The 14,481-nt window shown below is 69.5% G+C and carries 17 protein-coding genes; 8 read left to right on the forward strand and 9 right to left on the reverse strand.

Annotated features, from left to right (window positions below; all coding sequences use genetic code 11):
- Positions 1 to 438 precede the first annotated feature (438 nt).
- The 5 genes from AB0M97_RS21245 to AB0M97_RS21265 form a co-directional block, all read right to left on the reverse strand.
- Positions 439 to 891 carry a DUF4383 domain-containing protein gene (locus tag AB0M97_RS21245; protein WP_365962480.1) on the reverse strand — a complete coding sequence of 151 codons (453 nt, stop codon included), beginning with the start codon at positions 889 to 891 and terminating at the stop codon, positions 439 to 441.
- Between the two features lie 548 nt (positions 892 to 1,439).
- Positions 1,440 to 1,931 (reverse strand): general stress protein, encoded by a 492-nt coding sequence (locus tag AB0M97_RS21250; protein ID WP_365962481.1) that lies wholly within the window; start codon positions 1,929 to 1,931, stop codon positions 1,440 to 1,442.
- An 82-nt stretch (positions 1,932 to 2,013) separates the two neighbouring features.
- Positions 2,014 to 2,679: a hypothetical protein gene (locus AB0M97_RS21255; RefSeq protein ID WP_365962482.1), complete on the reverse strand. Its 666-nt coding sequence runs from the start codon at positions 2,677 to 2,679 to the stop codon at positions 2,014 to 2,016.
- Positions 2,680 to 2,804: 125 nt separating this feature from the next.
- Positions 2,805 to 3,329 (reverse strand): YetF domain-containing protein, encoded by a 525-nt coding sequence (locus AB0M97_RS21260; RefSeq protein ID WP_365962483.1) that lies wholly within the window; start codon positions 3,327 to 3,329, stop codon positions 2,805 to 2,807.
- A 205-nt stretch (positions 3,330 to 3,534) separates the two neighbouring features.
- Complete coding sequence (locus AB0M97_RS21265; protein WP_365962484.1) at positions 3,535 to 4,758, reverse strand: cation:proton antiporter; 1,224 nt, start codon at positions 4,756 to 4,758, stop codon at positions 3,535 to 3,537.
- 381 nt (positions 4,759 to 5,139) lie between these two features.
- Here AB0M97_RS21265 and AB0M97_RS21270 point away from each other — a divergent pair, with 381 nt between their 5' ends.
- Together AB0M97_RS21270 and AB0M97_RS21275 are read left to right on the forward strand one after the other, a co-directional pair.
- Entirely contained in the window at positions 5,140 to 5,322 is a 183-nt protein-coding gene (locus AB0M97_RS21270) for a PRC-barrel domain-containing protein (RefSeq protein ID WP_365962485.1), read from the forward strand.
- Complete coding sequence (locus AB0M97_RS21275) at positions 5,315 to 6,646, forward strand: DUF2254 domain-containing protein (protein WP_365962486.1); 1,332 nt, start codon at positions 5,315 to 5,317, stop codon at positions 6,644 to 6,646. Before AB0M97_RS21270 ends, AB0M97_RS21275 begins: the two co-directional genes overlap by 8 nt.
- A gap of 64 nt (positions 6,647 to 6,710) precedes the next feature.
- On the opposite strand, the gene AB0M97_RS21280 is transcribed toward AB0M97_RS21275, so the two are convergent.
- On the reverse strand, positions 6,711 to 7,190 hold the full coding sequence (locus AB0M97_RS21280) for a copper chaperone PCu(A)C (protein WP_365962487.1): 480 nt from the start codon (positions 7,188 to 7,190) through the stop codon (positions 6,711 to 6,713).
- Positions 7,191 to 7,638: 448 nt separating this feature from the next.
- Between AB0M97_RS21280 and AB0M97_RS21285 the strand changes: the two genes are divergently transcribed.
- From AB0M97_RS21285 to AB0M97_RS21295, 3 genes are read left to right on the forward strand one after another with little or no spacing between them, the layout of a single operon-like run.
- Positions 7,639 to 8,028 (forward strand): DUF1622 domain-containing protein, encoded by a 390-nt coding sequence (locus AB0M97_RS21285; RefSeq protein WP_365962569.1) that lies wholly within the window; start codon positions 7,639 to 7,641, stop codon positions 8,026 to 8,028.
- Entirely contained in the window at positions 8,025 to 8,285 is a 261-nt protein-coding gene (locus AB0M97_RS21290) for a hypothetical protein (protein WP_365962488.1), read from the forward strand. The genes AB0M97_RS21285 and AB0M97_RS21290 overlap by 4 nt, the downstream gene beginning before the upstream one ends.
- Before the next feature lie 47 nt (positions 8,286 to 8,332).
- On the forward strand, positions 8,333 to 9,379 hold the full coding sequence (locus AB0M97_RS21295) for a glucose 1-dehydrogenase (protein ID WP_365962570.1): 1,047 nt from the start codon (positions 8,333 to 8,335) through the stop codon (positions 9,377 to 9,379).
- Positions 9,380 to 9,442: 63 nt separating this feature from the next.
- Here AB0M97_RS21295 and AB0M97_RS21300 read toward each other — a convergent pair whose 3' ends face one another.
- Complete coding sequence (locus tag AB0M97_RS21300) at positions 9,443 to 9,955, reverse strand: gluconokinase (RefSeq protein ID WP_365962489.1); 513 nt, start codon at positions 9,953 to 9,955, stop codon at positions 9,443 to 9,445.
- A 336-nt stretch (positions 9,956 to 10,291) separates the two neighbouring features.
- Here AB0M97_RS21300 and AB0M97_RS21305 point away from each other — a divergent pair, with 336 nt between their 5' ends.
- Both AB0M97_RS21305 and AB0M97_RS21310 read left to right on the forward strand, forming a co-directional pair.
- Positions 10,292 to 11,206 carry a HipA family kinase gene (locus AB0M97_RS21305; protein WP_365962491.1) on the forward strand — a complete coding sequence of 305 codons (915 nt, stop codon included), beginning with the start codon at positions 10,292 to 10,294 and terminating at the stop codon, positions 11,204 to 11,206.
- Entirely contained in the window at positions 11,203 to 11,481 is a 279-nt protein-coding gene (locus AB0M97_RS21310; RefSeq protein ID WP_365962492.1) for a SelT/SelW/SelH family protein, read from the forward strand. The genes AB0M97_RS21305 and AB0M97_RS21310 overlap by 4 nt, the downstream gene beginning before the upstream one ends.
- Positions 11,482 to 11,494: 13 nt before the next feature.
- Here AB0M97_RS21310 and aceB read toward each other — a convergent pair whose 3' ends face one another.
- Both aceB and AB0M97_RS21320 read right to left on the reverse strand, forming a co-directional pair.
- Positions 11,495 to 13,120: a malate synthase A gene (aceB, locus tag AB0M97_RS21315; RefSeq protein WP_365962493.1), complete on the reverse strand. Its 1,626-nt coding sequence runs from the start codon at positions 13,118 to 13,120 to the stop codon at positions 11,495 to 11,497.
- Between the two features lie 197 nt (positions 13,121 to 13,317).
- The gene (locus AB0M97_RS21320) at positions 13,318 to 13,917 is read right to left on the reverse strand and encodes a nucleotidyltransferase family protein (RefSeq protein WP_365962495.1); all 600 of its coding nucleotides are present in this window, start codon (positions 13,915 to 13,917) and stop codon (positions 13,318 to 13,320) included.
- A 198-nt stretch (positions 13,918 to 14,115) separates the two neighbouring features.
- Between AB0M97_RS21320 and AB0M97_RS21325 the strand changes: the two genes are divergently transcribed.
- Positions 14,116 to 14,430: a DUF5955 family protein gene (locus tag AB0M97_RS21325; protein WP_365962496.1), complete on the forward strand. Its 315-nt coding sequence runs from the start codon at positions 14,116 to 14,118 to the stop codon at positions 14,428 to 14,430.
- Positions 14,431 to 14,481: the final 51 nt, after the last annotated feature.

The raw sequence follows: 14,481 nt of genomic DNA on the forward strand, positions 1-14,481 counted from the left end.
GCTACGAGCGCAAGCCCGAGCACTTCCTCGCCTTCGCTGCCATCTCAGCCACCCTCATATGCCACCGTAGACTCACCAACTGAAATGGCCTCTTATGAGGGCCCGCAGCGCGGGGCCTCTGCGTCCGGAGTCTCGATGCCGGCGAACAAGGTGTTGATTCGGGCCCCGCGCAGGTCTTCGCCCGAAACGGCTCGCACGTTTTCGTCGATGACGCGCACTTGCCGGTGCGACGGTAGGCAGGCAGACACGACCAGGACGTCGGCCGCAGAGGCACGGTCAGCGCTCTGCGTGACGGGGCAGTGCTCTCTGCAGGCACTGCGCAGACAGGAGGGACTCGCATGGCCCTGTCTCCGTCTCGGTTGGCCGACGTCCCGGTCATCCGTGGCACGTCGCCGGTCGCAGTCGCGTCGCCCGGCAAGTAGCTGGGAGTGCCCCGGATCAGCGAGTGGTGGCTGCGGTGCGGCGGGTGAGGAGAACGCCCAGAGCGATCATGCCGATGCCGAGGACGAAGTGCAGCCAGTTGTCGGCCGTGTTGACCGGAATGAAGTTCGCGGCGCTGTCGTGGTCGATGATCAGCCCGTAAATCCACAGGACCAGGTAGATCGCACCGCCGCCGATGAGGAAGGTGCGGGCCGTCGACGCGGTGCGCGCCATGGCGATGCCGGCGATACCGAACAGCAGGTGGACGATGTTGTGCAGGATCGAGACCTGGAAGAGGCCCAGAAGCTTGGCCTCGGAATGGTGCTCGGCGAACTTCATGGTGTCGTAATCGGTGGTGACGCCGGGAATGAAGCCGAGGATGCCGACCAGGAGAAACACGGCGCCGACGGCGAGCGCGGCCTGCTGCACCCTGGTACGGCCGGTTGCGGGGGTGGCGTGATGAGTCGACATGATGGTGGTCCCTTCCAAGGGTGTGGGCGGCCGGGGCCGCGCAGCGTAACCGTTACCTCGTTACTGGCTGTGTACCCCGTCTCTCACCGTTCAGCGCGCCGGATGATTTCCGTTCGCTGCGCCGAGTGCGTTTCCCGGAGTGGGCGATTTCAGTCTTCCGGACGCGAGGGACCGCATATTGCCGCAGCTTTCCCGTCGTTTTCACCGGCTGAGAGAACGGCTCCCGTCGCCTAGGCCAACCGGGTGACAAAGACGGGGCCCACGGCGCTGCCGGCGAAGTTCGGAGGCGCCGTCACCGGGCCGGTGGGGACTGTTCCGGGATGGTGGGCACCGTGACCGACCTCCGAGCGCGCCCAGCAGGTCAGCTTCGTGATGCGCGGAATTCAATGCCTCCCGCGAACCACCGGCCGGGTCCGCTCCAGCAACGACACGATTGTCAGGGGGCTGCCGGTGTCGCCTGGACGGACCACGGTCACCGGGCATGTGTGGCGACCTGTCGGCTGTCCGCCCGGTACGGGTGCGCGCACCCACAAGGGCCAGGATGCGTATCACGAGGTGCCCGACAAGCCCTCGCTCTGCAGGATGGTTCGGACCTGTTCGGCATGGCCGTCCCGTGCGATGAGGTCGTAGCGCGAGGCAGCCAGTGCGCGTGTGGACGAGAAGTCACGACGGCCACCGGTGGCGGAATGGCCGGCCCAGCCCAGTACGGCACCCCACAAGGCGCCGAAGAGCAGCCCGCCCAGGAGCAGCCCCAGCCATACCGGACCTGGTGTGAACAGGCCCACGAGCAAGCCGATGAGGAGACCGAACCAGGCGCCTCCGACGGCCCCTGCGGCGGCGGCCCGTCCCTTGGTGAGCCGTCCCGTCACATGCTCCACGAGCCGCAGATCGGTGCCGATGATGTCGAGACGTTCCACCGGGAAACCTTTGTCCGACAGGCGGTCGACCGCGGCCTGAGCTTCTTCGTAGCTGTCGTAGCCGGCCACCTTGTTCCAGGCCAGACTGACAGGGCTCGGGGGATTCGGCTCGATGTCAGGCATACCCAGTCGGTCCTTCCTCGCTCGAGGCCCGGGTTCCCTTGACGCTCGACGGCATGCACAGCAGATCGACGCCTGTCCGCCGTTATTGCCGCTTCTCTTCAGCCGGTGGAGTGCCGGGTGGCGTCCGGAGGGGGTTACCCACGAAGTAGGCTCCGAAGGCGCCGGCCAAGGAGGCGAACACCGTGACGGCGTAAAGGGCCAGTACGAGTTCGATGAGCTTGCCGTAGGCGGTGGTGGCTCCCGCCGGCTCGCCGCTGATCGCCATCAGCGCCGTGGCGTGCAGGGTGCTCGCGAACGACTCGGCCGGGCGGTCGAACTCGTACAGCAGTTCCCCTGTGGCGAGCACCACGATCAGGGTGATCATGCCCAGCCACGCCACCCGGTCGCTGAGCAGCCGTCCCGCCGACCGTGAGGACCGCACGGTCGAGGAGAGGACTCGGCCGGTGCGCAGGAGGCGAAGAGAGCGCATCAGGCGAAGCACCCGCAGGAAGGGCAGGACCAGGAAGATCACCTGCCACCAGTTGCGGCGCAGGAACCTTCCCCGGTGCTCCGCCAGGATCAGGCGGGCGATGAACTCGGTGACGAAGGCGGCCCACAGCAGCCAGCCGGTCACCGTCATGGCGACATGCATCGCCGTTCCCGGTCCAGCCATGCGCTCACCGACGACGACGAGCAGGAACAGCAGTCCCAGGGCGCTCATCACTGGCGTGAGCCGGTCCAGCAGCTCCTGCGCCAGACGTTCACGCACAGAGTCCTGCTCGGAAGTTCCGCCCACGTCAGCCGCCCACTCTGCTCACTATGCCTTTCACGCGGCCTTTCACGCGTCCGCGCTCCGCCCGGCCACAGGTCAGGGGCATGAGCGTAACGCCCGGGTCATGAAGGATGGCGACGAGGACGCTCGACATTGTCCAGGGCGGTACCGGAACCGTACTGGGAGCGGGTGATCACACTGAAGCTGCCGTCCGTCTCCAGCACGACGGCCTGCACGTCCTCCATATCGCCGATCCCTTGAGCACGGACGGCCTGCCGCACCTCGTCGGGTGTCACTCGCTGGCGCCTCATCGCTTCACACAGCATGCGGCCCTGGTACAGCAGCACGGTCGGCTCGGCCTTCACCAGGCGCCGGACCTTCCCGGAGCGGACCGAGGCCCAAGCGGTGAAGAACTGCAACGCCACCAGCATCCCCAGGGCGGCGGCGCCTTCGAGGAGCGCCACTTGGCGGTTGAGCAGAATCGTCGCCAAGGTCGAGCCCAACGCCACGGTGACGACCAGATCGAAGGCATTCATCTTCGACAAGGCTCGCTTGCCGGACGCGCGGACCGCGGCGATCAGAACGAGATAGGCGAGGCCCGCCATGATCAGAACGCGGACGAGGCCGTCCCAGGAGTCGAAGAGCATGTCCCCACTGGTACCCCCTGGCCCGGCTGTCCGCACAAGGCGCCCCATCGGCTGACCGACGCATGCGGTACCCAAGCGGGCGGGTCGACCGCCGGCTGGCAGCGGTTGTGCGGGGGTTGGGGTTGTAGGCGGGGGAGCGGTTCCGGGGTGAAGCGGTGTGGTCGGCAGCCGCGGCCGGACAGCGCGGCCGAGGGCGCGTCATGGCTCATTGCGCCGCGTCGGGTGCCCGGTCGGCGGCCTTGCGGTGGAGAGCCAGGCTGGGGGTGGTGGTGATGCCGTGGACGAGGGTGCTGGCGGCGACGACCAGGGTACCGGCGGCCAGTACCAGGGGGTTCGCCCCGAGCCGGTGGGCCTCCATGGTCAGGTAGAACAACGCTGAGACGCCGATGGGACCGAACCAGCCCAGGAAGACGGCGTCCCGCCAGGTCAGGAGGAGGGGCCGCTTGAGCGCGAGCAGGACCGGCAGCCGGCGCAGCAGCAGCACGCCCAGGACCAGCAGCAGTGCTCGCCACCATCCCAGCTCGCCCCATTCGCGCCAGGGGATCATCGCTCCCAGGGCAGTGAACAGCGGCAGGACCATGAGGCGGTTGACCGCCTCGTCGATCTTGTTCTCGTCGGCGCGTTCGCTCGCCGAGCTGGTCGCGTTGAAGGCCAGGCCGCAGACGAAGACGGCCAGGATGCCGTCGAGACGCAGCAGCCCCGACGCGCCGAGCACGAACAGGGCCAGCAGGATCGTGTAGATCAACAGGGGGCCGGACTCGATGGTGCGGCGTTCCGCGGCGGCGCGCAGCGCCTTTCCGCCCAGCCATCCCGCCGCTGCCCCGAAGGCGACCGCGCCCAGAACCTGCCACAGGGATTCCAGCAGTGCCCCGGTGCCGGTGAGGGGCCCTGCGATGGCCACGGCGGCGAGCACCAGGGGCAGCCCCAGTCCGTCGTTGGCGCCCGATTCGAGGGAGAGGAGCTGCCTGGTCCGGGCGGTGACGCCCTTCTCGGCGGGTTCGCCGGTGACCACGCTGGAGGCGAGGACGGGGTCGGTGGGGGTCAGGGCGGCTCCCAGCAGTGCCGCCGCGCCGAAGCCGATGCCCAGGGCGGCGGCCGACACTGTCGTGGTCAGCAGCCACATCCCCAGCATGGCTGCGCTGAGCAGAACCGCCACCGGTCTGATCCGTGACCGCACGGCGCGGACCGGATAGCGCAGAGCCACGGCCATGACCGAGACCGCCAGCAGGATGCGGGAGACCTCGTGCAGCTCTTTGTGTCCCTCCACCACGGTGGGCAGATCGAGGACCCCCAGCACGGCTGGACCGAAGGCGATCCCGGTCAGCAGGGCCAGCAGCGGCCCGCTCAGCGGCAGCCGTTGGATGAGCGCGGAGAGCGCCGCCACTACGAGGGCGAGCGCACCGGCAACCGTCAGCAGAGTGTCCACCATGCCGCCGGATTTCCCTTTCCGGCCACGGCCATGTGTCACCCGGACGCCCGATGCCCCGGACGGCCCAGCTGGGGACATGGCCGAAGAGCACGAACTCGCCCCGAGACGGCTGCGATGTGCCCGTAACGCCGCCCCCGGAACGGGGGGTGCACGGCCGTGCGGGGTCGACAGGCCGCGCATCCGGCCGCAAGCTGAAGGAGAGGCGGGCCCTGCAGTCGTTCAGAAGCTGCGGCTTGTGGACTGGTGGATATGGCTGATCATTTCGCCGCCGTGAGCTTGATTGCGGCCTTCGTCGCCGTACTCACGGTGCACACACGACGTCGCAGGGGCGGCGTCATCGCCGACGGCGCCCCACCGCGGGGGTAGGCAGGGAGGCCCCGGATGAGCGGCTACCTGCAGGCGAGGGAGATCACCAAGAAACCGGTGGTCACCCTGGGCGGGGAGGCAGCCGCCCAGATCAAGGACGTGGTCCTCGACGCCGCACAGGGTGATGTCCGGGCCGTCACGCTCAGCGGCCGTGGACTGCTCGCCGGGCCTGAGAACACCGCTTCCGCCCATGCGTGACACGCTCCGTGCGCAGCTGTGGCCGGTGCCGACGCTTGGCGTCGTCCTCGCTGTCGCCGCGGGTGTGGGACTGCCCCGTCTGGACGCACGGATCCAGCACGAGATCCCGCCCTGGCTGACGGAGTACCTGTTCGCAGGCAGCGCGGACGCCGCGCGTACCGTACTGCAGGCGATCGCCGGCTCCCTGATCAGCGTCACGGCGCTGACCTTCTCGCTCACGGTGGTGACGCTGCAACTGGCAAGCAGCCAGTTCTCCCCGCGGCTGCTGCGCACGTTCACCGCGGACCGGTACGTCCAGACGACCCTGGCACTGTTCCTCGCGACGTTCACCTACGCCCTGACCGTACTGCGCACCGTGCGGACCGGCGACGACGAACAAGTCGTGTTCGTCCCCCACCTGTCGGTCACCGGGGCCTTCCTCCTCGCCCTGGCCAGCGTGCTCGGCCTCGTACTGTTCCTGTCCCACCTGGCACGCGAAATCCGGGTGGAGACGATGATGCGCAGCGTCCACTCCGCCGCCGACCACACCATCCACCGGCTTCTCCCCGAGAAAGACCCCGCCGCCAGGGACTCGGGCACGCCACCGGAACCGCCCGCCGACGCGCTGCCCCTGCCCGTCGGCAGGTCCGGTTTCCTGACCGCCGTGGACGAGGAAGCTCTCCTGGAGGCAGCCGCCGAGGCCGACGCCGTCCTGCTCGTCGACCGCCTCCCCGGCAGCTCCCTGATCGCCGGCACGCCCCTGGGAGCCGCCTGGCCCCGCACGGGGGAGCCCTTCTCTCCCCAGACCTGGACGCGTTTGCTCCGAAGAACCTCCGAAGCGGTTTCCACTGGCGCCGAACGCACCGACGCCCAGGACGTCACCTTCGGACTCCGCCAGCTCACCGACATCGTCGCCAAAGCGCTTTCCCCTGGGATCAACGACCCGACCACCGCAGTCCACGGCCTGTCCCACTCCTCCGCGCTGGTGTGCGACCTGGCGCGCCGCGGCCTGGGCCCGCGGTTGCTGCGCGACGACCACCACCAGGTCAGGGTCGTGCTGCAACGCCCGGACCTGGAGAACCTCCTTGATCTGGCAGTGGCCCAGCCCTTGCGCTACGGCGCCGCCGAGCCCGCCGTCCTGGCCCGCATCCTGATGCTGTTGCGTGAACTGGCCTGGACCAGCACACCCGAGCAGCACCCTCCCATCGTCGCTGTACTCGCCCGGCTGCGATCCACTACCGCTGCCCAGGACTTCCACGCCGCCGAGCGCGCCCGGCTCACGAAACTGGCTCAGCAGGTCGAGCAGGCCCTGGCTGGACGCTGGACGTACGACCAGATGCACTGACCGCACAGTCCGACGCGAGCCTGCGCAGAGTTTCGCCTTGCGTGCGTCCGTACCCCCCTGCCGGTCAGGAACCGGGCGAGGGAGAGGTGAGCCCGGGCGCCTCGGTGGCGTCCTCTTCCACATAGGTCGGCAGCTGCGCGTGTACCTGGAGGGCGATCTCGCCGGCCCGTTCGAAGCGCAGGGTCACCCACGCGTAGTCGCCACCCCGCAGTTGCTCGCGCAGCCCTCGCAGCAGCAGATGTGGCCGCTCATCGTTCAGCGCGACGAGCTTGCCGACAGGCACGTCCACCGGGCCGCGGGTGCTGCCTTCGGCGGTGACGATGTCGACGGACCGTGCAACTGTCGTCTCGGCCCCGAGCAGCCTGTCGGGGCGCTGGCCCTGGTTGAACAGCCACACGTACAGCGGGGCGTCATCTCCCGGCTCCCAGGGCCCGTCGGGGGGTTCGGCGATGTGGGCGTAGCGGATGAGCATCGAGCCGATGCGGGCATTGGCGCCCGGCGGATTGTATTCGCCCTGGGTGGCGCCGCAGCCGGCGGCAGCCATGAGGCATCCGGCCAGAAAGACGATCGCCGCTCCACGCCAACGGCAGGGAAAACTACTTCTCAAGGACACAGGAGTCTCCCGTCGAGGCGTAGGAATTCGTCAGGGACTACGCATCGCTTACATGCCCGGCCGCACGTAGTCGACCGTCCGTACTGGGCCGGACGGCACGGTCGGCCACCGATGCGGGTGACATTCGAGCAGTTCCACGACACCTCCGAAGAACGCGTCAAGGCTCTGGTCGACGCCGAACGAGAGGGTCAGGAGACCGTCAGAGAAGCCGGCCCGCCGGAGGCCACGCGCACGCCGTCGGCATGGTGAGGGCGCCTGGGAGCGTCCCCGCCTGGCCACCGCCTCTTGCGCCGGCGGAACGCGGTCCGTCCGTGGACCGCGCGGGTGAGGCGCTCGTACGGCAGGTGAGCTGGTTGGTATGAGGGGTACCGGCGTGAGCATGCCCCTGTCGATTGACCTGCTGCCCGAGTCGACCCTGCGGGACGTGATTGGTCTTCTCGTCAGATTGATCGAGTCCGCCGGGGCGTTGATCATTTTCATTGGGGCTGTATGGGCCTTCGTTCAGTTCGTGCTGGCTGGAATGCGCACTGGCCGGCGGGTGGCCGGCTTTAATCGCATCCGCCTCAGCCTGGGCCGCTTCCTTGTCCTCGGCCTCGAATTCCAGCTCGCGGGTGACGTACTGCGCACGGCCGTGGCGCCGAGCTTCGCGGAGATCGGTCAACTGGCCGCCATCGCCGCGATTCGTACCGCGCTCAACTACTTCCTGGGCCGGGAGATTGCCAACGAGCGCGCCGAACTCGACGAGAACAACAAGGCCGCCACATCATGACCGCCTGGCTGCACCCAGCGGCCGTGCTGACAACGGCCGCGGGGCTGCTGAGCGCATGCGTGGCGTACGTGTCCACCAGGCAGGCACGCGTCTCGATGGGCGTGCTGCTCGACTTCCTCACCGCTGCCGGACTGATCAGGCTCGCCGACGAACCATCGTGGGAGAGCATCGCCGCCGCAGCGGCCGTGATCACCATCCGCAAACTGATCGCGACCCGCCTCGGCCGGCACCCGGTCGACAGGCCGCAGCTGAGGTGACGAACGGACAGACACGACGAACGAGCGATGAGAGAGGCGGACAACCGATGCGTGCGTTGACCGTACGGCCCGGCCAGAAGAACTCACTGGAAGAACGGCAGCTGCCCGATCCGTCCCCGGTGGACGGGGAGCTGCTGGTACGGGGCCTGACGGTGGGTGTGTGCGGGACGGACCACGAGATTGCGAGCGGTGAGTACGGATGGGCGCCGCCGGGCCGAGACTGGATCATCCTCGGACATGAGTCACTGGGCCGGGTGGAGCAGGCCCCACCCGGCGGCGGGTTCTCGGCCGGTGATCTGGTGGCCGGGGTGGTACGCCGACCCGATCCCGTCCCCTGCGGGGCGTGCGCCCATGGTGAGTTCGACATGTGCCGCAACGGCCGCTACACCGAGCGTGGCATCAAGGAGATCGACGGCTACGGCGCCCAGCTGTGGTGCGTCGAGCCCGACTACGCGGTGAAGCTGCAGCCGCATCTGGAGCATGTCGGCGTGCTGATGGAGCCCACCTCAGTCGTGGCGAAGGCGTGGGAGCAGGTGGAGCGTGTCGGTGGGCGCGCCTGGTTCGAGCCTCGGCGAGATCTGGTCACCGGCGCCGGACCGATCGGCCTGCTGGCCGCCCTGCTCGGTACGCAGCGTGGTCTGGACGTACATGTCCTGGACCGCGTGAGCGACGGGCCGAAGCCTCCGCTGGTACGCGATCTGGGCGCCATCTACCACAGCGAGGACGTCGCACAGGTGATCAGCAAAGTGTGCCCCGACGTCATCATCGAAGCCACGGGAGCCAGCGGCCTGGTCTTCGCCGCGCTGACCGGGACCGCCTCATACGGGGTGGTGTGCCTGACCGGTGTGTCGCCCGCCGGCCGCCGCATCACCGTGGACGCCGGCTCCATCAACCGGGACATCGTGCTGGAGAACGACGCCGTCGTGGGATCCGTCAACGCGAACCTGCGGCATTACCACCAAGCCGCCGACGCACTGGCGAAGGCGGACCTGCCCTGGCTGGAACGTCTGATCACCAGGCGGGTGCCTCTTGAACGCGCCATCGAGGCGTTCCAGCGGCAACCGGATGACGTCAAAGTCGTCATCGACCTGTAGGAGCCGAACCGGGGTCCTCCTCGTGGGAGGAGGCGGGCGCTGTCGAAGATGCGCCTTCGAACACTACCTCTGTCGTACGGCGGCGAGTGCCAGTCGTGTGGTTTCTTCGACCGTACCGCTGATGGGGACGAGTGCCCCTTGCTCATCGGCGGCCAGCGGCTCCAGCGTGTCCAACTGGGATTGGAGAAGGGACACCGGCATGAAATGCCCTCGGCGCGCTGCCATGCGTTCGGCAATGAGCTCCGCCGAGCCGTGCAGGTGGACAAAGAACACGGACGGCGAGGTTGACGCAAGGCGGTCGCGGTAGCGCCGTTTGAGTGCCGAGCAGGTGATCACCCCGCCTCGTGGGCGCTGCTCAAGCAGCCACTCCGCGATGACGTCGAGCCAGGGGCCCCGGTCCTTGTCATTGAGAGCGATCCCGTCCCGCATCTTGGCTACGTTTCCAGGCGGGTGAAAGTCGTCAGCTTCTGCGAACGGCACATCCAAGGACTGCGCCAGGGACATCCCTACTGTCGTCTTGCCGGAGCCTGACACGCCCATCACTACGACCAGCGGAGCATCTTCATCCTGAGCCATCGTCTCAGGCTAGCGCAGTGCCTCGAACTGACGGCTGGGCCGGCCACCACCCCTCATCTGGGAGCCCGCGTTGGCCAAGGCCGGCATCATCCCGCCGCGCGTCAAGGGGGCCAAGGACTGGCAGTGGGAGGCGGCACCGAAGGACGGTGACCTTGGCACGGCGGCTCGGGCACTCCTCACCAGCGGTCACCCGGTTACTATGCCCCCTTCATGCCGGAGGCCGGAAGCACGGGGCGGACGGCCATCGACGGGGGCTGATGCGGGCGATGTCCGCTGCTGCACACCTCCGAGGTCGACCATGGATTTCGAGGCTGAAGAGGCGGGTGTCCCGGAAAAATGCTAAGAGAGGTCTCCGCGACCCGTTACATCGCACCCCTGCGCTCAGGTGGCTCCGTCCCCGGGATCGTCGAGGCCGACGACCTGGGCACGTACGTCGTGAAGTTCACCGGCTCCGCGCAGGGCCGCAAGGCGCTGGTCGCCGAGGTGATCGTCGGTGAGCTGGCCCGCGCGCTCGGGCTGCGGTTTCCCGAACTGGTGCTGGTGCGGTTCGATCCCGCCATCGCCGGTGCCGAGCCGCACCAGGAGGTGCGCGACCTGCATGCCTCCAGCGCCGGGATCAACCTCGGCATGGACTACCTGCCGGGCGCCGAGGACTTCACGCCCGAGGTGGCCGAGGACTTCCCGGTCGACCCGCTGGAGGCGGGACGGATCGTCTGGCTGGACGCCCTCACCCTGAACGTCGACCGCACGGTGCACAGCTCCAACCTGATGGTGTGGCCCACGCGCGGTGTCGCACCGCCGCGCCTGTGGCTCATCGACCACGGGGCGGCCCTGGTCTTCCACCACCGCTGGGACCTGTCCGCCCCCGGGAAGGCCTACGACTTCCGCCACCACGCCCTCGGCCGCTACGCGCCCGACACCCGCGCCGCCGACGCCGACCTGGCCCCCCGCGTGACCGAGGAACTGCTGCGCGAGGTGGTCGCCGAGGTGCCCGACGCCTGGCTGGCCGAAGAGGAGGGCTTCACGACACCCGGCGAGGTCCGGCAGGCGTACGTCGCCCATCTGCACGCGCGTGTGCGGTCGTCCGCGGACTGGCTGCCCGTCGACTTCCCCAGCCGCGAGGAGCTGGCCGCGGAGAACGCGCGCCGCGCGGCGAAGACCCGGCAGGGGCGGCCGGACTGGCTCAAGCGGGTCCCCGACCTGCACGGCAAGCCGCCCGCGGAACAGGATTGGTCGGTGCATCCGGGATGACGTCCGGGATCCGCCGGGTGCAGATCGAGTACTGCACCCAGTGCCGCTGGCTGCCGCGCGCCGCCTGGCTGGCGCAGGAGCTGCTGACGACCTTCGAGTCCGAGCTGACCGAGCTGTCGCTCAAGCCCGGCACCGGCGGCGTCTTCGTCGTGCGGGTGGGCGACGAGGTGGTGTGGGACCGCCGGGAGCACGGCTTCCCGGAGCCGACGGCGGTGAAGCGGGCCGTACGCGACCGAGTGGCCCCGGGAAAGACCCTGGGCCACTCGGAGCGGTGAACGCGCCTCCGGCTCAGCCCTTGAGCTGCTCGTACGCCGGGAGGGTCAGGAAGTCGGCGTAGTCCTCGTCGAGGGCGACCGTCAGCAGCAGGTCGTGGGCCTGCTGCCAGTTGCCGGCCGCGAAGGCCTCCGCGCCGATCTCGGCGCGGATGGTCTCCAGTTCCTCGGCGGCGACCTTGCGGGCCAGGTCGGCGGTGACGTGCTCGCCGTTGTCGAGGACCACCCCGGCGTTGATCCACTGCCAGATCTGGGAGCGGGAGATCTCGGCGGTGGCCGCGTCCTCCATCAGGTTGAAGATGGCGACGGCACCGAGCCCGCGCAGCCAGGCCTCGATGTACCGGATGCCGACCTGCACGGCGTTGACCAGACCCGCGTACGTCGGCCTGGCGTCGAGGGAGTCGACGGCGATGAGGTCGGCGGCCTTGACGTCGACGTCCTCGCGCAGCCGGTCCTTCTGGTGCGGCTTGTCGCCGAGGACCTTGTCGAAGGACTCCATGGCGATCGGCACCAGGTCGGGGTGGGCGACCCAGGAGCCGTCGAAGCCGTCGTTCGCCTCACGGTCCTTGTCGGCGCGGACCTTCTCGAAGGCGACCTTGTTGACCTCGGCGTCCTTGCGGGACGGGATGAACGCCGCCATGCCGCCGATGGCGTGCGCGCCGCGCTTGTGGCAGGTGCGCACGAGGAGTTCGGTGTACGCCCGCATGAACGGGGCCGTCATCGTGACCGCGTTGCGGTCCGGCAGCACGAACCTGGCGCCGCCGTCCCGGAAGTTCTTGACGATGGAGAACAGGTAGTCCCAGCGGCCGGCGTTCAGCCCGGAGGCGTGGTCGCGCAGCTCGTAGAGGATCTCCTCCATCTCGTACGCGGCCGTGATCGTCTCGATGAGGACGGTCGCGCGAACGGTGCCCCGCGGGATGCCGACGTAGTCCTGGGCGAAGACGAACACGTCGTTCCAGAGGCGGGCCTCCAGGTGCGACTCGGTCTTCGGGAGGTAGAAGTACGGGCCCTTGCCCATGTCCAGCAGCCGCTGGGCGTTGTGGAAGAAGTACAGCCCGAAGTCGACCAGGGCTCCCGGGACGGGGCGGCCGTCGGCGTCGGTGAGGTGACGCTCGTCCAGGTGCCAGCCGCGCGGGCGCATGACGACCGTGGCGAGTTCCTCGGCGGGGCGCAGCGCGTAGGACTTGCCGGTGCGCTCGTCGGTGAAGTCGATGGTGCGGGTGTAGGCGTCGATCAGGTTGAGCTGGCCGAGGACGACGTTCTCCCAGGTGGGCGCGGAGGCGTCCTCGAAGTCCGCGAGCCAGACCTTCGCGCCCGAGTTGAGGGCGTTGACGGTCATCTTGCGGTCGGTGGGGCCGGTGATCTCGACCCGGCGGTCGTTCAGGGCGGCGGGGGCGGGGGCCACCTTCCAGGAGTCGTCCGCGCGGATCGCGGCGGTTTCCGGGAGGAAGTCGAGCGTGGAGGTGCGGGCGATCTCGGCGCGGCGCTCCGCACGGCGGGCGAGGAGTTCGTCACGGCGGGGCGTGAACCGGCGGTGCAGCTCGGCCACGAAGGCGAGGGCCGCCTCGGTGAGGACCTCCTCCTGCCGGGGCAGGGGCTCGGCGTCGACGATGGCCAGCGGGGACGGCGCTGGTGCGGACATGAGCTGTCACTTCCTTCAGCGAGCGTGGCACCGGGTGCCAGTCTTCCCGGGTGCTGCCGGATACGGCGATGGACGCCCGTGGACCCCTCGGGCGCTTCTGAACAGTGGATACTAGTTTCCTCATGGTGGAAGTTCAATGTTTTGTTGATATCGAGATTCTCCGGATCGAGCCAAGGTGGCGCTCAGTGCCACCCCGTTCACCGAAGGTGGCCGAGGTCGGCCTCGGTGTCGATGTCGTACACCTCGGCCACGTCCCCGCACTCGACCAGCATGATCGCCGCCTGGTGCTCCGCCAGGTAGGCGCGCGCCCCCCGGTCGCCGGTCGCGCTCGCCGCGACACCGGCCCAGTGGGCCGCGCCGAAGAGAACCGGGTGCCCCCGCACCCCGGCGTACGCCGCCGACACCAGTGACGTCTCGTCCCGGTACCCGGCGCGCACCCGGGCCACCGCCTCGGGCCCGATGCCGGGCTGGTCGACCAGGGACACCAGCGCCGCCCGCGCGCCCGTCCCGGCGAGCGAGGCGAGCCCGGTACGTAGGGACGACCCCATGCCGGCCTCCCACTCCGGGTTGTCCACGAGCACGCAGCCGGCCAGTTCGGCCCGCTCGCGCACCTCGCCCGCCGCTGCCCCCAGGACCACGTGCACGCGCGTGCAGCCCGCCGCGCGCAGCACGCCGACCGCGTGTTCGACCAGCGGGCGCCCGTGGTGCGGCAGGAGCGCCTTGGGCCGCCCGCCGAGCCGCCGGCCGCCGCCCGCCGCGAGCAGCAGCCCGGCGATCTGTGGTTCGTCGTAGGTCATGCGCCCTGCATACCCGACCCGCCGTCCGACGTCCCGGCGAGCGGCCGGTTTCGAGGGGCTGAATTTCGGCCTGCGCGGTGGCGCGGCGCGTCCCGGGTGGCGTTTACTGACCGGCGTCCCCGGGCGCCTGACCAACGACGGGGGCGCCCCGGGGGCCGAGTACGAGACGGCGCACAACCGTGCGCGAGGGGGAGAGCCATGTTGCGGAGCGCGGAACACCGGCCGGTGACCGGCGGCGACGAGGACCCGAGAGTGGCGGAACTGCGGACGGCGGTGTCCCGGCTGACCCGCGAACTCGCCGCGCACCCCGCCGACTTCCCGGACCGCGCTGTCGCCGAGGAGGAACTGGCCGCGCTCGCAGCCCTGCCGGCCGGCGCCGTCCCCGAGATCCCGCGGCTGCACAGGTCGCTGCTGCTGATCGCCGCGGCGATCGGTTCCGTCAGTGCCCTGTCGGAGGGCCTGGCGCAGGTCCGTACGGCGGTGGAACTGCTGGGCGAGCCGCAGCGCGGCTGAGGGCGGGGGCGCGGCGCGGCCGGGGGCGGCGAGTGGCGGCGGCTCTGCCCT

This window comes from Streptomyces sp. NPDC051207 (assembly GCF_040682395.1).
Classification (GTDB): domain Bacteria; phylum Actinomycetota; class Actinomycetes; order Streptomycetales; family Streptomycetaceae; genus Streptomyces.